We start from the raw sequence: 18,365 nt of genomic DNA on the forward strand, positions 1-18,365 counted from the left end.
TAAAACTCCTTTGATTTGATACCTTTATTATAAAAAGCAGGAAGGTTGTTTTCCTTTTATTGTTCGAACAAAACAGAAAAGCATGTGACATTTTTGTCACACGCCGGTAAGTTGAACGAAATCATTTTTCTCAGGAAAGGTCAGGGTGCCCCGGGTCCCTTCTCCCCGTTTGGATTCGATGTCTATGGAAATCAGCAGAGGTTCTGACACTCTCTTGGTTAAGTATAAGCCCATTCCCGTAGAAGCATGATCATTGTGGACGGTGGTCGAGGTAAATCCTTTTTCAAAGATCCTTGGCAGGTCCCTGGAGTCGATTCCCCTGCCGAAATCCTGGATGGTGAGAGTCACTTTTCCATCTCTTTTTTCGCTTACTATGGCGATATCCGTTTTAGAGCTATATTTAACGGCGTTGGTCAAAAGCTGCCTGATCATAAAAGAGAGCCATTTCGCATCGCTCAGCACGTTTGTGACCTCGAGTTGAATATCAAATCCGATCCCCTTCTGAATACACCAGGATTGCAATGTCTTTATTTCCTGAAAAATAACAGACTCGAGATCGGTGTCCTCAATGTATAAATCATTCTCCATAAAAGACAAACGCTTCTGGTGAAGCTGCTGATCCAACAAAAGATGGATACGCAGCCACTCATATTTTAAATGAGACTTCAAAGGGTCGTCTTCCAAACGTTCAATCATTAAATGCATCGCCGTCAGCGGTGTTTTCACTTCATGGATCCAGGACAGAAGATCATCCTTTTCCTGTTCGAGTATGATTCGATTCTCAGATGCTGTCTTTCTCAAAAGGTTCGCCTGCTCCGATAGACTATCCGAAACGATTTCCTGGAATGGAGTATCCGGGGAATCGACCCCCGTAATGTTGAGGTTATGATCCCATTCTTTAAGCCGTTTGAAGAATCGGGTTTCCTTCTGGTAGCGGATAAACACAAAAACAGTGAAAAAGAGCAGCGACAGAAACACCATATACATGATCGGTTGTAACGGGATGGCCGTATCGATAGAGGCGATAAAGATCCATAACAGATGAAGACCAAGCACTAACGATATCCAGCTTTTCCGTTCCCATAAGTATGTACGGATCATGGCGAATCCTCTTCAATGGCCAGATACCCCTGCCCGACCTTCGTTTCAATGAAGCGGCCGAGTCCTATCTCTTCCAGGCGCTTCCTGAGACGATTCACATTGACGGTCAACGTGTTATCGCTGATGAATCGTTTATCATCCCAGAGGCTGTTCATCAGTGCATCTCTGCTGACGATCTTATTCTTCTGTTCGATTAGAAGCTTTAATATGTACATTTCATTCTTCGTCAATTCGATGGACGCTTTTTCATTAGAAACCGTATTCCGTTCAAAATCAACGGTCGCACTGCACCAGGTCTTGATACTCACCTGTTCGGTGTTATAGTTATACACCCTTCTGAGAGTCGCCTGGACCTTAGCGATGAGGACATCGAAATGAAAGGGTTTCTGGATGAAATCATCTGCCCCAAGCTGCATGGACATGACCATGTCCGTCGGGTGATCTCGCGAGGACAGGAACAAGATCGGCACATTGGAATGTGTGCGAATCATCCGGCACCAGTGGAAGCCATCGAATTTAGGCAATTGAATATCGATGATTACTAGATCCGGCTTTACCTCTGTGAACTCCTGCATGACATGATTGAAATCATTGATTCCATATACTTCATAGGACCACTGGGAAAGCCGTTCCTTGATTTCATTGAATAGGGTTGTATCATCTTCGATTAGTAATAATTTCAATACTTTCACCACTCAATCTTGCTGTTTACATAAATTGTATAGGAAATCGCATACGTTTGCCATATGCCTGAAGATAGGAACTGCTTTATTTAGAAATATTTAGATTATTTTTACAAAAGATGGGTATTTAACTTCTAAAAGCAATTGACCAAATTGCATAAGAAGGGAATTAAAGCATGAAGAAACTTCTCGGATTAGCCTTGTTAACAGCCGTTCTGTTAAGTGGATGTGGTGAAGTGCAGATTTCGATTAATAAAGATCAGGAACCACAGACTGAAGAGAATAACAGTAAAGAGGAAAGCAACAATGGATTGAGCATGGTTGATGATGGTAAAGACGGTGATAAACTAACGGACGCTGATAAACAAAAAGCGATTATTCAATTTATCAATGAGGATATTCAGAGAGTTGCTGAATATGAAGTTGTGGCATTTGAATCTCTTGCATCGGTATCCGGGGTGAATTATACCGATGATGAGACCCTTTATAAAGAGCTGACCTCAACTACCATCCCTTCCTATGAGAAAGCATTGGGAGAAGCGGAGTCCATCGAAGGGGAAATCCCCGAACTTGAGGAAATGACGGAACGGATTGTGGAAGCCACCCAGATTTTTTATGATTCCCTTTTGCTCGAAAAACAGGCTCTTGAGGAACAGGACGAAGGGCTAATAGAGGAGTCCAATGCCAAAATTGAGGAGTATTACAGACTGGTGGAATCCTATCATTCAGATATGAAGCTCTTGGCAGAGAAGTATGATGTGACATACCAGGTGGATGGACAGGGCGGGGACGTTGATGAACTATGACGCCTGTTCTATGGGGGTATAAAAGGTACGTATTTGGAGTCATAGGAAGGGGATCCCATTACACACGGGATCCCCTTCCTTTTTAAACCTTTACTTCACTCACCAACGCATGTGTATTCCCCTCCGTATCCTCAAAAAACACCATCCATGACTCCATGTCGTCCATCTTCCCCACCACATGAGGTTCACCCACAAAATGAACACCATTATCCTTCATTTTTTCGTAGCTGGATTGGATATCATCCACTTCAAAATAAATGACCGAGCAATGGGTGTACTTTTCATTTTCCGGTAGTGTTAGGAGGAGCCTCACGCCGTTGCAATCAAAAAATGCCATATGGGCAGTCGTGAATAGGAGCGGGTGGCCTAATTGTTCACGATAAAAGTCGATGGCGCGGTCTAAATCCTTCACGGGGACCCCGATTTGTTTGATTCCTTGGATCATACTCATTTCATTTCTCTCCTTTCGTTTCCACTTTATCGTAGAGGATTGAAGGAGTTAATTCTTTTCCAAAATCACTTTTTTTCGATAGAGAGTCGGTGAGCATCCCACAAATTGTTTGAACATTTTAGAGAAGGACACAGGGTTTTGAAAGCCGAGCTCAAAGGTTATGGCTGTAATGGATAGGTCAGGGTCCTTCAATAATCTTTTGGCTTTTTCAATTCGTAATTCCGAGATGTGGCGATGTGGGGTTCTCCCATAAAGCTGAGAGTATGTTCTGATCAGATGATTTTGTGATAAACAAGCAACCATGGCTATATCATCGAGTGTAAGGGCATGGTGATAGTATGCCCTGATATATTCATGAGCGATTGTGATTCTCCTGTAGATTTCCTCCCTGGTGGAATGTTTTACTGCATGAATTGATTCCGTTCTTTTCAAATGGTGAAAATGAGAGGTTAATAGGTTTTCCATAACGATATGATACTGTTCTTCACACCAGTTATCTTTCGGATATGTATGAAACCTTTGGGTTAATTGTATCTGCCTGGCGATTGAAGGGGTGATGTCATAGGTCTTTTCAAAAAACTCAATGGGACCGCATCCTTTGAAAGGATCAGTTATCAATTGATCGGGAGAATCTCCCAACGCACGATAGATATCTTCCGCAAACCCTTTCTTAAAGAAGATGCAAAATGACTCCACCTGCCGATCTTCCTCAATGGTAATGGTGTATGGCCCATCATTGACCAACAGATACCGTCCTTCCTCTACACTGAAGTAGCCCCTGCTGGTTTTGTAGAAGGCCCTTCCGTTCATGAAGGTCTTTATGGAAAGCTGTCCCGTTCCCTCCCAATGGAATTTATCGCTCCTTGCCTGAAGGATATAGTTAGATGAGTCCGATTGTGTCATACGTTTTTCTCCCGAATGCAATATTACTACTATTATACAAAATATTGGAAATGGTTATCTATGCTATTTTATTGACGGTTGAAGTTCAATTATAAATAATATGTTTATATGATTAAACATTTAAACTTTATATGAGGGTGATGAATATGAAAGCGATGACCATAAAGAAGTATGGTAAGAACACTCCTTTAGAACTGACGGAACTTTCCATTCCGGAAGTGGGGGAACATGATGTCCTAGTGGAAGTGTATGCAGCGAGCATAAACCCAATCGATTTTAAAATCAGGGATGGCAAGGTGAAAATGCTGTTGAGCTATAAGATGCCTCTGGTTCTGGGGAATGATTTCTCAGGGAAAATCATTCAAACGGGATCCAAAGTAAATAAGTTTCAGGTGGGGGATGAAGTATACGGCAGACCGCGTAAGAACCGGATTGGCACTTTTGCTGAATATCATTCTGTTCATGAAGACGATGTGTCGTTGAAACCTAACAACCTGACGTTTGTAGAGGCAGCTTCCCTTCCGCTGGTTGGGTTGACCACATGGCAGGCATTTCATGACATCCTTGAGCTGAAACCGGGACAGAAGATCCTTATCCAAGCAGGGGCTGGTGGAGTCGGATCCTTCGCCATTCAGCTGGCAAAGGAAATGGGGGCGTATGTAGCCACGACGGCAAGTGAAAAAGGGCATGACTTGGTTTTGTCCCTTGGAGCGAACCAGGTGATCAATTATAGGATACAACCCTTTGAGGAAGTTCTAGAGGGATTCGATGCGGTATTCGATACGCTAGGAGGGGAATCCCTGGACCGTTCGTTCCGGGTAGTGAAACCATATGGTAGAATTGTTTCGGTTTCGGCAGTACCAAACGGGAGATTCGCTGTAGATAACAAATTGGGTTTTCTTAAGCGCATGTTATTCTCGATCGTAAGCAGGCGGATAACCGCTCTGGAACGGAAGTTTAACGTAGACTATTACTTCCTGTTTATGAAACCGAGCGGAGAACAGCTGGCTGAAATCAAGGATTTTGTTGAACAAGGGAAGATACGACCTCTGGTGGATAGAGTCTACCCCCTTGAGAAGGCTCAGGAGGCCATCCAGTACGTCGAGACAGGAAGAGCTAAGGGCAAGGTCGTGTTAGAGGTGAAAAAGCCCTTGTAACCCATTAAAGAGGCCTGACACTATCGTCAAGCCTCTTTCTATCAATGTTTTTCTTCTCGGCGCATAGCGAATACCTTCTTAGCAACCGTTAATGCATTTAGAACGCGTGGGAACCCGGTATAAAGGATCAAATGAGTGATGCTCTCGACGATTTCTTCCTCCGTCAGTCCCGCTGTAAGTCCCGTGTTGATATGGAGCTCGAGCTGAGGCTCCGTTCCTTGTGTTACTAGGGAGGAGATAGTGACGAGGGCGCGCTGCTTATTCGTCAATCCTTTCCTGGAATATATTTCACCATAGGCAAATTCGATGATGTATTTTCCCACATCGGGAGCGATATCTTCCAGTGCTTCAGAGATTTTGAGATGAGTGGAGATTTCTTTATTATCGGTCAGTGTATATTCCATCAGTTTATCCAACCCGTTTTGATATCTGTCTTGATTCATGTTCCATTCCTCCTGTCTAAGTTGCTACAGGAATACTATAACGCCGTAAGTATATATGCGTAAAATACATATATTTTATAGAATATATGCAAAAAAGTTATGGATTTTATCGATCATGCAGCATTTTCTTGAATTCGCGAACCGCAAACGATTCGTATCGTCCTTTTTTCGTGATGATCCCTAAATTCCAGGGAACAACCGGGTTTACGATGGGAATCGATTTCACGACTTCCTGGTCCACTTTTTTAGAAATGGATTGAGGGAAGATGGAAATGCCAAGATTTTGCCCGATCATTTCGCCTATGAAATCCCACTGTGAACTCTCATAGGCGACCTTTGGATAAAATCCCGATTTTCTGCATTCCTCAATGATTTTGTCATGCAGGGCAAAGTCTTCACTGAAGAGGATGAAGTCCTCTTCATGTAATGCGTTCATTTCCACCGAATCTTTATCCGCCAGTGGGTGAGAGTGGTGGACAAATAGCATATGTTTCTCGGAAACGAAGGGAACGACATCAAACTGCTCTTCATCCATAGGTAAAACGACCACACCAAGGTCCAACATCCCATCCCTCACTTCTTCCTCCACTTTATTGGCACCATATTCGTTCAGCTGTATGTGGATGTCCGGATATAATGTTTTAAATTCCTTTATGATGCTGGGGAAAAATAAAAACCCAATCAACGGCGGGATCCCGATTTTGATTTTCCCTTTCTTTAAGTTCATTAAGTCATACAAATGAGTTGATAAGTGATCAAGGGATTCCAGGATGACCTGTCCCTGTTCATAAACGATTTCGCCCGCTTCAGTCAGTTCTATTTGACGGGAGGACCGGTCAATCAGCTCCATCTCCAGTTCATCTTCCAGGCTCCGTACCATCTTACTTAGGGTGGGCTGGGATAGGTGAAGAACATTTGAAGCCTTTGTAAAACTTTTGAATTTGGCCACTTCATTGAAGTAGGTAAGCTGTCGGATATCCAATGGTTTCTCTCCTTTTCAATCTATAACTTTATTGCATGATAAATATAGTTTTAATTCATTTTACTTATTTATAGGAGAAGAGTAAAATTTCTTACGTCAAAAAAATTTATTGTTTAAACGTTGGAAGAGTGGTGCGAAATCGTGTCCTCTCTTTTTGTTTTCTTTAGAAGGGTGGAAAGAAGTTGTTTAGTATTTTAATAGGCCTGATTTTGTTGATGGTCTTTGCTTATCTTGGATGGTCCATTATATGGATTGCACCGATTGTCGCAGGCGTTGTGGCACTCATGACCGGTATGGATCTGATGGATACGTATACCGATACGTATATGTCGGGATTCGTGAATTTTGCCAAGCAGTGGTTTCCGATTTTCTTACTGGGAGCCGTTTTTGGAAAGTTGATGGAAGATACAGGGGCAGCAAAATCTGTCGCTTATCAAATCACAAAAATGATCAGGGAGAAGCGGGCCATTCTTGGGGTGCTGGTCGCTTCGGCCGTACTGACATATGGAGGAGTGAGTCTCTTCGTCGTGGTGTTCGCCATCTATCCCATCGCTCTGGCATTATTCAGAAATGCGGATATCTCAAGAAAGCTGATTGCACCGACGATCGTGCTGGGGGCATTTACGTTCACGATGACGGCTGTCCCGGGAACACCGCAAATACAGAACTTGATCCCGATGAAGACGTTTCACACGTCACCGATGGCAGGTTCATGGATGGGCGTCGTCTCGTCACTCATCATGGCTATCGGGGGATACTTCTGGCTCGTGGGCAGGCAGAAGAGGATGGCTGCAAACGGGGATACCTTTAAGGAAATCAGCCAAACAGGGTCAGGATCCAATGAAGAGCAGCGAGCTTTACCTAATTGGATTGTCTCCTTGCTGCCATTACTTTTGGTTGTCGTGTTATTGAACGGCATCAAATTGGACGCCATCCCCTCTTTACTGGCAGGGATTGTTCTGATTCTCATTATCAATGTGAGCAGGTATAAGAAATTCATCCCTTCCATCAATGAAGGGGCAAAGGGCTCTGTGATGGCCATCATCAACACCAGTGCGGCCGTAGGGTTCGGGGCAGTCGTAACGAGTGTACCGGACTTTGAGCGCATCACAGACCTTCTGTTGGGGATCTCATCAAATCCATTGATCTCGGAATCACTGATTGTTCAGATCCTTGCAATGATCACCGGTTCTGCCTCAGGGGGGATGGGGATTGCCATGCAGGCACTGGGCGATACCTATTACCAACTGTCTCAATCAACTGGAGTCAGTCCGGAAGCATTCCATCGCATGGCTTCCATTGCTTCCGGGGCATCAATCCTGCCTCACAACGGGGCATTATTGACGCTCTTGGCGGTTACGAATGTAACGCATAAAGATTGTTATAAAGATGTGTTTATTGTGGGTCTTGTGATCCCTACCATCGCAGTCATAGCCGGAATCATCATGGCAAGTATAGGACTAATATAAAATTATAGGAGTGTTTAGACATGGTAGAAAATAAAGTGGTTTTAATTACGGGTTCAGCAAGCGGCATCGGCTTTGAGTTAGGTAAATCCTATGCTGAAAAAGGAAGTAAAGTGGTACTGACAGATTTGAACGAAGAGGGAGTTAAAGCTGCTGCTGATAAACTTAAAGGTCTCGGATATGAAGCCATTGGTCTTAAAGCTGACGTAACGAGTGAAGAAGATATCAAGAATATGATCGACACAGCCCATAAACAATATGGACGCATCGATGTATTGGTGAATAATGCCGGATTACAACATGTCTCTCCGATTGAAGAATTTCCGACAGGTAAGTTCGAGCTCATGATCAAAATCATGCTTACCGCGCCCTTCATCGCGATCAAGCACGTTCTGCCAATCATGAAAGAACAGAAGTTTGGCCGTATCATTAATGTCTCTTCCATCAATGGTTTAGTAGGCTTTGCTGGAAAAGCTGCCTATAACAGTGCGAAACACGGCGTGATCGGATTGACGAAAGTGGCGGCGCTGGAGTCAGCTCCTTTCGGGATCACTGTGAATTCCATTTGCCCCGGTTATGTTGATACACCACTTGTAAGAGGGCAATTGAAGGATATTGCGACTACGCGAAACGTTCCTTTAGAAAAAGTACTGGAAGAAGTCATCTATCCTTTAGTCCCTCAAAAGCGCTTGCTTGATGTCACTGAAATTGCCGACTACGCAATGTTCCTGTCCAGCGATCAAGCAAAGAGTGTGACGGGACAAGCGGTCGTCATCGACGGAGGGTATACGGCCCAATAAATCATTTCATTCCTTATAAGACATCGGTGTGTAAAATGCCGATGTCTTTTTTATCCTTCTATCGAGTCGTAAACGACTGCTTCACTTTAAATACAAACATTCTTCCCTTCACATTTTACTTCCTCTCCATTATTTCAAATGTAATAAAAAGGTAGTTTCCTAGTTTCAAAACGTAGTAGAAAGAGCATGATTTGAAGTAAGAATATGTAAAAAACATCAAGTATACAATTTTGTATACTTGTAAACAAAAACGTACACAATTGTATACAAAATCGTATACATGTACACGAACAAGTACACATATTGTTATTAAGGGATGTACACAAATAGTGTATACAACGATACAAAAATGTGTACAAATCAGCGGACTCTACTTTGCTATAATCGATAGAAAAGTAGGATTGACCGGAGACGGGAAATTGTATACTCTGAGAGTAAGAGTTGAAATGTTTTGACAAATTCTTACTCATGATTGAAAGGATGATATTAATGACGAACTCTCGCATTGCAGCCATTGATGTTGGTAATGATTCTTTAAAAGGTATTTTTGGGAAACTGGACGCTGAGGTAAATATTCCGAACGTCATCGCAAGGGATGTTGAAGACCGTCCTATCATCGGTATTGAGGAGCTGGATACACAAGACCCACTAGACGGCATACATATCCGTGTCCACTCCCCTGCCCTGAAAGACAATAATGCAATCTACCGGGTTGGTAATCTTGCGACAAAGAGCAATAACTCAACTGAATTGGATCCGGGAAGCAGTAAATCAGAAGAGGATCAAACATTGGTCATGCTGTTTGCTTCCATCGCTCTCGATGCAGCACGTAATGGATCGGATTTTAAAAAGAATAATAATGTAGTCGAAGCAAACTATACGCTTGGAACAGGCCTCCCACTACGTGAGGTAAAGGAAGGAAAAGACGTTGGATACCGTTCAAGATTATTAGGTTCGGTTCATCAGGTCGAATTCCTTGTCACTCCACGCTATCAAGGTATGAAAGTAAATATTAAATTTGATGAAGTAAAGGTTTATCCAGAAGGATTCGCTGCTTTCATCAACCTTGTGATGGATAATAATTCAAATATTATCAACAAAGATTTGATTGATAAGCGTATCTTGATTCAGGATATCGGTGGATTATCCACAGATATCGCGGTCATCAAAGATCGTAAAGTAGACGACGATAAAGCTCAAGGGTTTAATCTGGGTGTATCTGAATCACTGGAATTGATCCGTGAGGAAATCCGTTCAAAACATGGTATTGAGCTTGACAGCCGCCGTGATGTGGTCGAAATCATCACGAAGAAAAATGACCGCAATCATATTATGGTAAAAGGTAGTCGCACAAGCGTCCATGATATCGTGGACCGAATCATGCTTGAACTGGCTAAAAAGCAATACCGTCACCTGCGTAATATGTGGCAAAAGAACTCCCAGACGGAAATTTGTTACTTCATCGGTGGCGGCTCAAGCGTTCTTAAAGAGTACATCAAGACGCTTAACAATAACCTTGATGGGTACAACATCGACTTCTTTGAAGATGAGAAGGAAAGTATCTGGATGATGGCCAACGCTTACTACAAGCTGATTGGCGACTTCACAAGAAAAACGCAAAAGCAGCAAGCCCCGAAAGAAGAACAAAAATTAGCGAAAACCAAATAGGGTGATGGTATGACTGAAAAAGGGATGTCGAGGGGACAGCCGATCACATTTCGGCTTCCCTCAGATACACCTGACCATGTTTTAAAACATTTACAAAAGCTCAAAGAAAAAGAAAAACGGAATTTCTCCAGTAAAATTGCAGAGCTTGTCCTGAACGGGGTAAATGATTCGATTGCAAAGAGGCGGGAAGCGATTACGATCCCCCTTCCGAAGGGACTGGACAAGTCCCAGCGTGACTGGCTTAAGCATGAACACTCAGAAGCCCTGCTCGGCAGCATCGTGTACCAGCTGCTTTCAAACCCGGTTCGAACGGCCTCCCTTCTTGCTTCTTTGAGCAGTAATTCATTGGATATCGATGAAGCACTGTATCTTCAGGAAGAAACGGCAGCAAGTCATGATACGGGACGAGAGTGGTCCCTTGATCAAGTGATGGATGATACCCCTGAAGAAGTAGAGGAAGAGCGTTCACACTCAACAGATGAGGAATTGGACAACTTCGACTGGGACAGTGCAATGAAACCGAATGAAACCGTCAGTGAAGAACCTAAAGAGGAGTCAATGGAAGACCTGTTAGGTGACTTCCTATCCCAAATGAATAAATAAAGAGAACCTGAAGCGAGGCCCTTTGGCCTATAGCTTCAGGTTCTTTTTTGGTTCTATTTCCCCTCTCCTTTCAGAGCACATTTTCCCACTGAATTCAACCACCTATTATAGTTGGAAACTGTAACCGATTTGTCTTATTTGAATTATATTTTCCACAAAAAATCTACAAATGCATATCCCTCTAAGGAAAAATTATTACAGCCTGTTACAAGTGGTGTAAAACATGTATAAAAAATGGCAGTTTAATTCAAATAATTCCCACGGCATGGTTTAACGAGGGCAGAAACCGAGGTAAACACCGATTAAACAGAATAAAACTTTTGCACGCAGTCATTGGCTACACCAATTAAGAGGAGAGATTCGATGAGTATTCAAAAAAGTAATGATAGCTCAAGTCTCGCAGAAGTAATTGATAGAATCCTGGATAAAGGAATAGTCATTGATGCATTTGCCAGAGTTTCCTTAGTGGGAATAGAAATTCTTACTATTGAAGCAAGAGTCGTCATTGCAAGTGTAGATACATGGTTACGATATGCAGAGGCAGTTGGACTCTTAAGAGACGATGTTCAAGAAGAGGGCTTGGCAAAGCAAGAAAATGAAAGAGGAACAGCATTTAGCATTTAAACAAGTAAGTAACATATAGTTTCACTATTTTTTGTAGAAAAGAGGATGAATATGGCAGAAACAAAAAGCAGTCAACCAGTCGAAGAAACGAAAAACACAGAAGGAAATGAAGAACAAACAGTTGAAAACAGACAATCCATGAATTACGCCATTATCGGTGGAGTAGTCGGAGCAGGTCTCGGATTACTTACGAACCCGGGTACAGGAAAGAAAGTGGTGGACAGTTTAGGAAAATCGGAAGTGATGAAAGCTGCAAGTAAAGAATTGCGAAGGTCAGCCCAGGAATTCCTGACAGAGCAGGCCATCATCACCCTTAGACAATCGGCTACCGGATATATGAGCAGGCTCGAAGGTGGCTTGTTGTCACCCAAAAAGAAAAAAGAAGAGGCGTCAGATGCCAAAGCTGAAAACAATGAAATGTCTTCCGATCAATCAGAAGAATTAGAAGAGATCAAAGAAGAAAACAAGAATTTGAATGAGCGTTTAGAACGCATCGAGGAAATGTTGAACAGCCTGGTGGACTCCAAGAAATAACCGCATCCCTGAAGGGGGCATTACATGAGTAAGCCTGTAAAAAAAGCCGTTGGGAAGATGGCTAAAAAAGCATACGACCATGCTCCAGAGCCCGTGAAAGAAAAAGTGAAAGATACTCTGAAAGAGAAAGCGAAAGAAACATTTGTGAACGGTGTGGAAGATGGCATTCAATCAAAGGCAAATGAAGCATCAGAGAAGTTAGAGAACGCAAAAGAGAAAAATGCCGATAATGTTCATACCAAAGCAGAAGAAGCAAAAGAAAAAGTCCAGGATGTCCTGCTTTCCGTAAGGGAAAAGTTAGGAAACGCAAAAGAAGCCGGAGAAGAGTTTCAAAAGAAAATATCTTCATCGAATGGTAAACAAACAAAAGTCAAAGGCGTTGGAAATATCAAGGGAGCAAGTGACATCAAGAGTTCCTTTAACATTAAGAGCTCCACCGAAATAAAAAGTTCAGAAAATATCAAATCATCAAAAGACATTAAGACAATCTGTTCATAAACACCGGAAGGAGAATAACAATTGGCTATTCAAAAGAGTAATAATAGTTCGAGTTTGGCAGAAGTCATCGACCGTATCCTGGACAAAGGGATTGTCATTGACGCATTTGCAAGGGTATCTGTCGTTGGAATTGAAATTTTGACAGTTGAAGCAAGGGTCGTCATCGCCAGTGTCGATACATGGTTGCGCTATGCAGAGGCAGTAGGCCTCTTACGGGATGATGTCGAAGAAAACGGACTTGCTACACAGCAGAACGAAAGAAGCTCCCAGTTCAGCATCTAAAGGGAGTACCAGCAAAAGAATATGTGTATGAAGGGGGCCATTATTGGCACCCTCCCCTTCATCTATAGTAGGAGGCAGCTATGGTAATCAAAGAAATCATGAATAGTGTGACGGATTTCTTCAATGAACATGTAGCTCCGGTCCATAAGATTACGTCAGTGGAACTGACAGAAGACGAAGGCTGGAAACTGCAAGTTGAAGTGATTGAAGAAAAGGAATATATGAAGAAATATGCGAAAGACGAAATGCTTGGAACATATGATGTTCTCCTTAATAAAGAAAAGGAAGTCACGTCATTTAAACGACGGGATATCCGTTACAGAAGTGCCATTGGACAGGAAATGTAGTGTCTTGAGCGAGTAGGAGGGAATTGTACGTGACGGTCTTAACAAAACGGATCAAAAAGGATAGCAGGGCATTAATACAAGATGATGAAACGAAAGAATTGCTTTCGCGCTCATTGCAATACCTTAAAGCTGGATATCCTGTGCATTTCACGGGTCCTTCCGGTGCCGGGAAAACATCTCTTGCACTCGCTTTGGCGAAAAAGAGAAAAAGACCGGTGATGCTCATGCACGGCAATCATGAACTGAATAATAAAGACTTAATCGGTGATTTTACGGGTTATACCAGTAAAAAGGTCGTTGATCAATATGTACGATCCGTTTATAAAAAGGACGAAAGCGTAACCGAAACATGGAGAGACGGACGGTTACTGGAAGCCGTCAAGAATGGTTATACCCTTGTATACGATGAATTCACACGATCACAGCCGACGACGAATAATATTTTCCTATCCATTTTGGAAGAAGGAATCATTCCTTTGTATGGTTCGAAGCTGACAGAGCCTTTTATTAGAGTACATCCGGAATTTGCCATCATATTTACTAGTAATCCTGCAGAGTATGCAGGGGTTTATCAAACACAGGATGCTCTATTGGATCGGTTGATCACCATTAACGTAGATTACAAGGGAGCGGAACAAGAGGCAAAGATTGTATCAGAAAAAGCTAACCTGGTTATGAGTGAAGCAAGAGCGATCACGACACTCATCTCAACATTACGCGATCAATGTACAAATGAAATGAACGGACCGAGCTTGCGTGCTTCCTTAATGATTGCACGACTCGCCATTGAATCGGACATTCCCATAGACGGTAAGGATGCAGATTTTCAACGTCTATGTATTGATATAGCAGCACATAGTATAAGTCGATGTATCGACGAAGAAAACCCACAAGAAAAAGCAGAACAATTGATTATAGATGCATGTAAACGAATGAAGGTATCTGAGGAATAAAGGAGAGTTTTATGATGAGTCAGGAAGAAATGGGGATTTATATATTTTGTGCCATTCAAACGGAACAAGAAGATCAATTTGGTTCCATTGAAATAGAGGGCGAAGAACGCGAGACGTTCACGGTCAGATATAAGGACGCAGCGATGGTAGCAGCAGAAGTGCCGATGAAAATTTATCATCCTAAGAAGCAAAACTTACTGATGCACCAGGGAGCAGTATCCCGGGTTATGGAACAAAAAGATACCGTCATCCCGATCAGTTTCGGAAATGTTTTTAAAACAAGGGACGATGTAGAAGCCTTGCTTGAAAACCTTTATCCCCAGTTCGAAACTCTATTCCCGGCCATTAAGGGGAAAATTGAGCTGGGCTTAAAGGTGATCGGTAAAAAGGAATGGCTTGAAGCCATGGTAAAGGATAACCCGCAGGTAGAAAAAATGGCCTCAGCCGTGAAAGGCAAATCAGAATCGGCAGCGTATTATGACCGCATTCAGCTTGGCGGAATGGCTCAGAAGTTATTTGCTTCCCTGCAAAGTGAGGTAAAGGAAGAAGTGTATGCACCTCTTGAGGAAGCGGCCGTATCGGCAAAGGCCAACGAACCTTCAAGTGAGAAAATGCTTCTCAACGCTTCTTTCTTAATTGACCGGGATCAGGAAGAGTCGTTCGATCAAAAGGTCAATGAAGCACATGAAAAATGGAAGGATAAGGTCGAATTTAATTACAGCGGCCCTTGGCCGGCTTACAACTTTGTCAACATACGCTTGAAGGTTGAGGAAGGCTGATGATTCATAAATTGGTGAGTGCACCAATTAATGTCGTCATAAAAGTCGCTGAAAAGATCAAAGAAGAAGCAGACAAAGAATTGTACGACCTTCCTACCATCCAGCAAAAATTGATACAGCTTCAAATGATGTATGAATTAGGAGAAATTCCTGAGGAAGCATTCCAAGAAAAAGAAGACGAGCTCTTAACAAGATATGAAATTGCGAAACAGATGGAAATGGAACAATGGGAAGAATTAACGAAAAAGAAACAAGGGTGATCAGATGAGCGATTTACTTTATTTATACGGTTTAATTCCGACAAAAGAATCAAACAAAGAAAACCTGCCTTCCATGAAAGGGTTCGATGGAGAAAGCGAGCTTTACCCGATTGAAATTGGTGACGTGACAGCGATTGTTTGTGATTTGCCATCAAATGAATACTCCGAAGAGACCATTAAGGACAAAGTCGATAATGACATGGACTGGCTTCAGGAAAAGGCGTTTCATCATCACGAAACGGTATTGATGGTATCGAAGTTGTATACCATCATCCCCTTGAAGTTCTGTACATTATACAAAAACGAGGATAGCCTCAAGGCGACGATAGAAGGCAATCGAAACAAGCTGGAAACGACTTTTGATCAGCTGGATGGTAACGAAGAGTGGAACGTCAAGATCTACTGTGACGATAAGCTGCTGAAAGAACAAGTAAGTGAAAACAATCCATCCATCGAAGCCAAAAGGAAAGAAATCAGCGAATTACCAAAGGGGAGGCAGTTCTTTGAGAAGAAAAAAATCGATCAGCTGATCGATCGGGAACTTGAAAACGAAAAGAACCGCCTTTGTGAAGAGGTTCATGAAAAGCTGAAAGAACACTCCCTACATGGGAATATCAAAAAAAATTGGAGTAAAGATGTAACAGGCCGACAGGAACATATGGCTTGGAATAGTGTATTCCTCCTTCCTGCGTCCAAAGTAGATGAATTTGTTGAAGAAATAAAGCAATACGAAGAAGAACTGGGACACGCAGGTTGGAAAATTGAAGCATCCGGCCCTTGGCCACCTTATCATTTTTCTAGTTTTTCTTAATCATAAAATAAGGAATGAGAAATATGACAGTCAGAGAATCAATCGAGAACAAAGATATAGCCCTAATTGATATTTTAGATGTCATTCTCGATAAAGGTGTGGCGATCAAGGGAGATTTAATTATATCCATTGCAGGTGTCGACCTCGTGTATCTGGATTTGCGAGTGTTGATTTCCTCAGTAGAAACATTGGTTCAACATAAACAAGGAACGCGTAAAACCGTAACATCCGATCAATTCGATCAAGAAAGGGAGGGATTGATTCATGCAACAGGCCAGCGGGACAAATGGGCGAATTAATTTCGACCCGGAAAAAGCAGAACAAGGATTGGCACAGCTAGTATTGACCGTTGTAGAACTATTAAGGCAAATTGTTGAGAGACATGCGATGCGGCGAGTAGAAGGCGGTACGTTAACAGATGAACAAGTAGAGAATCTAGGCATAGCCCTAATGAACTTGGAAGAAAAAATGGAAGAGTTGAAAGAGGTATTTGGTCTTGATGCAGAAGACTTGAATATAGATCTTGGTCCTTTAGGGAGCTTAATGTAATGCCGATTAGGGAGGTTACATGATGGGAATGGAGCATCCGGTACAATCCAACACAATCGTGGATGTATTAGAAAAGATTTTAGATAAAGGGGTTGTCGTAGCAGGAGATATTACGGTGGGAATCGCCGATGTCGAGCTGCTCACGATCAAGATCCGTTTAATTGTTGCTTCTGTAGATAAAGCAAAAGAAATAGGCATGGACTGGTGGGAAAATGACCCTTATTTAAGTTCCAAAGCCGCAGATAACAACACGAAAGCACTTGAAGAGGAAAATAAGAAATTACAGGAACGACTGGAATCACTTGAAAAGAAACTGGATACAAACCGTCTTAATACGGCGGAAACAACAAACTAATTGGAGGTTTTACCGATGGCAGAAAAAAATAATACGCAAAACACAACAATTGAGAATCAAGGACAGGAAAAGAATTCAACAGAAAAGAATTCAACAAATGAGAACAAAACAAGAAGAAGTGGCCCAATCAAGAGAACTGTAGCTGGAAGTCTGTTGGGAGCGACTGTAGGATACTTGGCAACACCTGAAAACGGAAAAAAACTACTGGACCGTATTGATCAGGAGAAAATCAAAAGCAAAAGCCTCGACTTCGGGAAAGCGGCAAAAGAAAGATCCAGAAAAGCTGCTGTCACGTTAAAATCGTCAACAGCCAACCTGTTTAAGCGTGATAAAGAGGAAGAAGCTTCTGAAGACACGGAAACAGCCGTAAATTCAACGGAAACGAACAGCCAGGAAAAAGAGTCGAACCAAGACTATGAAGCTCTTAAACAGGAAAATGAAGAGCTTCAGAACCGCCTGCAGCAATTAGAGGAGAAAATGAATCAAATTGCCGCAGCGCGTGAAGATGAAAGCGATGATGAGGAAGACGAAGATGACGAGGAAGAAGAACAAGAAGAAACGTCTTCAAGCAAGAAATCTTCTAAAAAGTCCAAGGAAGAAGCGTCCGATGAAGAGGATGAAGAAGACGAATATACGGATGAAGATGAAAACGCTGAAGATGAAGATGATAGTGAAGATGAAGAAGAAGCTTCAAGCAAGAAGAAATCAAACAGCAAATCTGGTTCAAAGGGAAAGAAGCGTTCTACTCGCAAGTCTTCAGCTAAAAGTAAAAAATCTGCAAAAAAAGATGATGATAAAGACGCAGATCAAGACGAAGATACAACACTCTCTACCGAAGATGATACTGTAGCTTAACGATAAAGGAGATGTGAAAATGAGTGTAGAATCAGGTACAGGGAAGGATAGCATCTTAGAATTTTTTGTACAGGCATCAAATAAGCATGATTTTTCATTAGACATCACGTTAAACGTCAAGGGAGCTGTCGTAACAGGCACCCTCGTCTCCGCAAAGGAATACTTCGATTCATTGAGTGAAACCTTTGAGGATGGCAGTGATATAGCTCAGAAGCTGAGTGAGGAGCTTGCCAAAGCCGGGGAATCTGTACAAGAAAACCAAAGTTCTGAAGCCCACTTTATTCACCTGAAGAACGCAAAGGTGTATTGTGGTGACAGCAAACCGACCCCTTCAAAAGGGAAAATCATGTGGCGTGGGAAACTAAATGAAATCGATGGATTCTTTTTAGGAAAGATATCAGAATCGAAAAGTAGTAAATAATACAAAAAAGCAGCCAGGTACAGTAACTGGCTGC

The 18,365-nt window shown here is 42.3% G+C and carries 26 protein-coding genes; 20 read left to right on the plus strand and 6 right to left on the minus strand.

The annotated features are described in order from the left end of the window. Positions 1-96 precede the first annotated feature (96 nt). Both BVI01S_RS13245 and BVI01S_RS13250 read right to left on the minus strand, forming a co-directional pair. Positions 97-1,101, minus strand: a complete 1,005-nt coding sequence (locus BVI01S_RS13245; RefSeq protein ID WP_061810553.1) for a sensor histidine kinase — start codon at positions 1,099-1,101, stop codon at positions 97-99. Then, a complete protein-coding gene (locus tag BVI01S_RS13250) occupies positions 1,098-1,793 on the minus strand; it encodes a response regulator transcription factor (RefSeq protein ID WP_061810554.1) in 696 nt (231 codons plus the stop codon). Before BVI01S_RS13250 ends, BVI01S_RS13245 begins: the two co-directional genes overlap by 4 nt. A 167-nt stretch (positions 1,794-1,960) precedes the next feature. On the opposite strand from BVI01S_RS13250, the gene BVI01S_RS13255 reads away from it, so the two are divergent. Continuing rightward, positions 1,961-2,590 (plus strand): hypothetical protein, encoded by a 630-nt coding sequence (locus tag BVI01S_RS13255; protein ID WP_061810556.1) that lies wholly within the window; start codon positions 1,961-1,963, stop codon positions 2,588-2,590. 82 nt (positions 2,591-2,672) lie between these two features. On the opposite strand, the gene BVI01S_RS13260 is transcribed toward BVI01S_RS13255, so the two are convergent. Both BVI01S_RS13260 and BVI01S_RS13265 read right to left on the minus strand, forming a co-directional pair. Beyond that, positions 2,673-3,041, minus strand: a complete 369-nt coding sequence (locus BVI01S_RS13260) for a VOC family protein (RefSeq protein WP_061810558.1) — start codon at positions 3,039-3,041, stop codon at positions 2,673-2,675. A 48-nt stretch (positions 3,042-3,089) separates the two neighbouring features. Continuing rightward, positions 3,090-3,944 carry an AraC family transcriptional regulator gene (locus BVI01S_RS13265; protein WP_061810560.1) on the minus strand — a complete coding sequence of 285 codons (855 nt, stop codon included), beginning with the start codon at positions 3,942-3,944 and terminating at the stop codon, positions 3,090-3,092. Positions 3,945-4,090: 146 nt separating this feature from the next. Between BVI01S_RS13265 and BVI01S_RS13270 the strand changes: the two genes are divergently transcribed. Further along, the gene (locus BVI01S_RS13270; protein ID WP_061810561.1) at positions 4,091-5,101 is read left to right on the plus strand and encodes an NADP-dependent oxidoreductase; all 1,011 of its coding nucleotides are present in this window, start codon (positions 4,091-4,093) and stop codon (positions 5,099-5,101) included. Positions 5,102-5,142: 41 nt separating this feature from the next. Here the strand turns inward: BVI01S_RS13270 and BVI01S_RS13275 are convergent, their stop codons facing one another. Together BVI01S_RS13275 and BVI01S_RS13280 are read right to left on the minus strand one after the other, a co-directional pair. Beyond that, entirely contained in the window at positions 5,143-5,544 is a 402-nt protein-coding gene (locus BVI01S_RS13275; protein ID WP_061810563.1) for a carboxymuconolactone decarboxylase family protein, read from the minus strand. Between the two features lie 106 nt (positions 5,545-5,650). Continuing rightward, positions 5,651-6,526, minus strand: a complete 876-nt coding sequence (locus BVI01S_RS13280; protein WP_061810565.1) for a LysR family transcriptional regulator — start codon at positions 6,524-6,526, stop codon at positions 5,651-5,653. Between the two features lie 182 nt (positions 6,527-6,708). Between BVI01S_RS13280 and BVI01S_RS13285 the strand changes: the two genes are divergently transcribed. From BVI01S_RS13285 to gvpU, 18 genes are all read left to right on the plus strand, one after another. Next, positions 6,709-7,995: a GntP family permease gene (locus BVI01S_RS13285; protein WP_061810570.1), complete on the plus strand. Its 1,287-nt coding sequence runs from the start codon at positions 6,709-6,711 to the stop codon at positions 7,993-7,995. A 20-nt stretch (positions 7,996-8,015) separates the two neighbouring features. Next, positions 8,016-8,792 carry a 3-hydroxybutyrate dehydrogenase gene (locus BVI01S_RS13290; RefSeq protein WP_061810572.1) on the plus strand — a complete coding sequence of 259 codons (777 nt, stop codon included), beginning with the start codon at positions 8,016-8,018 and terminating at the stop codon, positions 8,790-8,792. A gap of 489 nt (positions 8,793-9,281) precedes the next feature. Continuing rightward, complete coding sequence (locus tag BVI01S_RS13295) at positions 9,282-10,460, plus strand: ParM/StbA family protein (protein ID WP_034764897.1); 1,179 nt, start codon at positions 9,282-9,284, stop codon at positions 10,458-10,460. Between the two features lie 9 nt (positions 10,461-10,469). Next, positions 10,470-11,063: an uL1 family ribosomal protein gene (locus tag BVI01S_RS13300; RefSeq protein ID WP_061810573.1), complete on the plus strand. Its 594-nt coding sequence runs from the start codon at positions 10,470-10,472 to the stop codon at positions 11,061-11,063. A 363-nt stretch (positions 11,064-11,426) separates the two neighbouring features. Further along, positions 11,427-11,687, plus strand: a complete 261-nt coding sequence (gene gvpA, locus BVI01S_RS13305; RefSeq protein ID WP_034764902.1) for a gas vesicle structural protein GvpA — start codon at positions 11,427-11,429, stop codon at positions 11,685-11,687. Positions 11,688-11,738: 51 nt separating this feature from the next. Further along, positions 11,739-12,221, plus strand: a complete 483-nt coding sequence (gene gvpT / locus BVI01S_RS13310) for a GvpT/GvpP family gas vesicle accessory protein (protein WP_034764904.1) — start codon at positions 11,739-11,741, stop codon at positions 12,219-12,221. 24 nt (positions 12,222-12,245) lie between these two features. Then, entirely contained in the window at positions 12,246-12,719 is a 474-nt protein-coding gene (gene gvpQ, locus BVI01S_RS13315; protein ID WP_034764906.1) for a gas vesicle protein GvpQ, read from the plus strand. Positions 12,720-12,740: 21 nt separating this feature from the next. After that, positions 12,741-13,001, plus strand: coding sequence for a gas vesicle protein GvpJ (gvpJ, locus tag BVI01S_RS13320; RefSeq protein ID WP_034764908.1), 261 nt, complete (start codon positions 12,741-12,743; stop codon positions 12,999-13,001). A gap of 80 nt (positions 13,002-13,081) precedes the next feature. After that, a complete protein-coding gene (gvpO, locus tag BVI01S_RS13325) occupies positions 13,082-13,348 on the plus strand; it encodes a gas vesicle protein GvpO (protein ID WP_034764910.1) in 267 nt (88 codons plus the stop codon). Between the two features lie 29 nt (positions 13,349-13,377). Next, a complete protein-coding gene (gene gvpN / locus BVI01S_RS13330; RefSeq protein WP_061810574.1) occupies positions 13,378-14,301 on the plus strand; it encodes a gas vesicle protein GvpN in 924 nt (307 codons plus the stop codon). Between the two features lie 11 nt (positions 14,302-14,312). After that, the gene (locus tag BVI01S_RS13335; protein WP_061810576.1) at positions 14,313-15,080 is read left to right on the plus strand and encodes a GvpL/GvpF family gas vesicle protein; all 768 of its coding nucleotides are present in this window, start codon (positions 14,313-14,315) and stop codon (positions 15,078-15,080) included. Next, the gene (locus BVI01S_RS13340) at positions 15,080-15,340 is read left to right on the plus strand and encodes a gas vesicle protein GvpG (RefSeq protein WP_061810577.1); all 261 of its coding nucleotides are present in this window, start codon (positions 15,080-15,082) and stop codon (positions 15,338-15,340) included. The genes BVI01S_RS13335 and BVI01S_RS13340 overlap by 1 nt, the downstream gene beginning before the upstream one ends. A gap of 4 nt (positions 15,341-15,344) precedes the next feature. Continuing rightward, entirely contained in the window at positions 15,345-16,151 is an 807-nt protein-coding gene (locus BVI01S_RS13345) for a GvpL/GvpF family gas vesicle protein (protein WP_061810578.1), read from the plus strand. 23 nt (positions 16,152-16,174) lie between these two features. After that, positions 16,175-16,450, plus strand: coding sequence for a gas vesicle protein (locus BVI01S_RS13350; RefSeq protein WP_034764922.1), 276 nt, complete (start codon positions 16,175-16,177; stop codon positions 16,448-16,450). Further along, positions 16,416-16,700 carry a gas vesicle protein K gene (locus BVI01S_RS13355; RefSeq protein ID WP_034764925.1) on the plus strand — a complete coding sequence of 95 codons (285 nt, stop codon included), beginning with the start codon at positions 16,416-16,418 and terminating at the stop codon, positions 16,698-16,700. The genes BVI01S_RS13350 and BVI01S_RS13355 overlap by 35 nt, the downstream gene beginning before the upstream one ends. Before the next feature lie 22 nt (positions 16,701-16,722). After that, positions 16,723-17,055 carry a gas vesicle protein gene (locus BVI01S_RS13360; protein WP_061810579.1) on the plus strand — a complete coding sequence of 111 codons (333 nt, stop codon included), beginning with the start codon at positions 16,723-16,725 and terminating at the stop codon, positions 17,053-17,055. Between the two features lie 15 nt (positions 17,056-17,070). Then, complete coding sequence (gvpT, locus tag BVI01S_RS13365; RefSeq protein WP_061810580.1) at positions 17,071-17,910, plus strand: GvpT/GvpP family gas vesicle accessory protein; 840 nt, start codon at positions 17,071-17,073, stop codon at positions 17,908-17,910. Between the two features lie 19 nt (positions 17,911-17,929). Beyond that, entirely contained in the window at positions 17,930-18,331 is a 402-nt protein-coding gene (gene gvpU, locus BVI01S_RS13370; protein ID WP_061810582.1) for a gas vesicle accessory protein GvpU, read from the plus strand. Positions 18,332-18,365 lie beyond the last annotated feature (34 nt).

The organism is Rossellomorea vietnamensis NBRC 101237, assembly GCF_001591825.1.
Classification (GTDB): Bacteria; Bacillota; Bacilli; order Bacillales; family Bacillaceae_B; genus Rossellomorea; species Rossellomorea vietnamensis.

Bases quoted from the DNA above. Each gene is read 5' to 3' on its own strand.
- BVI01S_RS13255 (WP_061810556.1), top strand. From the start codon at position 1,961: ATGAAGAAACTTCTCGGATTAGCCTTGTTAACAGCCGTTCTGTTAAGT.
- gvpT (WP_034764904.1), top strand. From the start codon at position 11,739: ATGGCAGAAACAAAAAGCAGTCAACCAGTCGAAGAAACGAAAAACACA.
- gvpO (WP_034764910.1), top strand. From the start codon at position 13,082: ATGGTAATCAAAGAAATCATGAATAGTGTGACGGATTTCTTCAATGAA.
- BVI01S_RS13355 (WP_034764925.1), top strand. From the start codon at position 16,416: ATGCAACAGGCCAGCGGGACAAATGGGCGAATTAATTTCGACCCGGAA.
- BVI01S_RS13270 (WP_061810561.1), top strand. From the start codon at position 4,091: ATGAAAGCGATGACCATAAAGAAGTATGGTAAGAACACTCCTTTAGAA.
- BVI01S_RS13350 (WP_034764922.1), top strand. From the start codon at position 16,175: ATGACAGTCAGAGAATCAATCGAGAACAAAGATATAGCCCTAATTGAT.
- BVI01S_RS13300 (WP_061810573.1), top strand. From the start codon at position 10,470: ATGACTGAAAAAGGGATGTCGAGGGGACAGCCGATCACATTTCGGCTT.
- gvpA (WP_034764902.1), top strand. From the start codon at position 11,427: ATGAGTATTCAAAAAAGTAATGATAGCTCAAGTCTCGCAGAAGTAATT.
- gvpT (WP_061810580.1), top strand. From the start codon at position 17,071: ATGGCAGAAAAAAATAATACGCAAAACACAACAATTGAGAATCAAGGA.
- BVI01S_RS13275 (WP_061810563.1), bottom strand. From the start codon at position 5,544: ATGAATCAAGACAGATATCAAAACGGGTTGGATAAACTGATGGAATAT.
- BVI01S_RS13265 (WP_061810560.1), bottom strand. From the start codon at position 3,944: ATGACACAATCGGACTCATCTAACTATATCCTTCAGGCAAGGAGCGAT.
- BVI01S_RS13345 (WP_061810578.1), top strand. From the start codon at position 15,345: ATGAGCGATTTACTTTATTTATACGGTTTAATTCCGACAAAAGAATCA.
- BVI01S_RS13245 (WP_061810553.1), bottom strand. From the start codon at position 1,101: ATGATCCGTACATACTTATGGGAACGGAAAAGCTGGATATCGTTAGTG.
- BVI01S_RS13260 (WP_061810558.1), bottom strand. From the start codon at position 3,041: ATGAGTATGATCCAAGGAATCAAACAAATCGGGGTCCCCGTGAAGGAT.
- BVI01S_RS13335 (WP_061810576.1), top strand. From the start codon at position 14,313: ATGATGAGTCAGGAAGAAATGGGGATTTATATATTTTGTGCCATTCAA.
- gvpQ (WP_034764906.1), top strand. From the start codon at position 12,246: ATGAGTAAGCCTGTAAAAAAAGCCGTTGGGAAGATGGCTAAAAAAGCA.
- gvpU (WP_061810582.1), top strand. From the start codon at position 17,930: ATGAGTGTAGAATCAGGTACAGGGAAGGATAGCATCTTAGAATTTTTT.
- BVI01S_RS13295 (WP_034764897.1), top strand. From the start codon at position 9,282: ATGACGAACTCTCGCATTGCAGCCATTGATGTTGGTAATGATTCTTTA.
- BVI01S_RS13360 (WP_061810579.1), top strand. From the start codon at position 16,723: ATGGGAATGGAGCATCCGGTACAATCCAACACAATCGTGGATGTATTA.
- BVI01S_RS13340 (WP_061810577.1), top strand. From the start codon at position 15,080: ATGATTCATAAATTGGTGAGTGCACCAATTAATGTCGTCATAAAAGTC.
- BVI01S_RS13290 (WP_061810572.1), top strand. From the start codon at position 8,016: ATGGTAGAAAATAAAGTGGTTTTAATTACGGGTTCAGCAAGCGGCATC.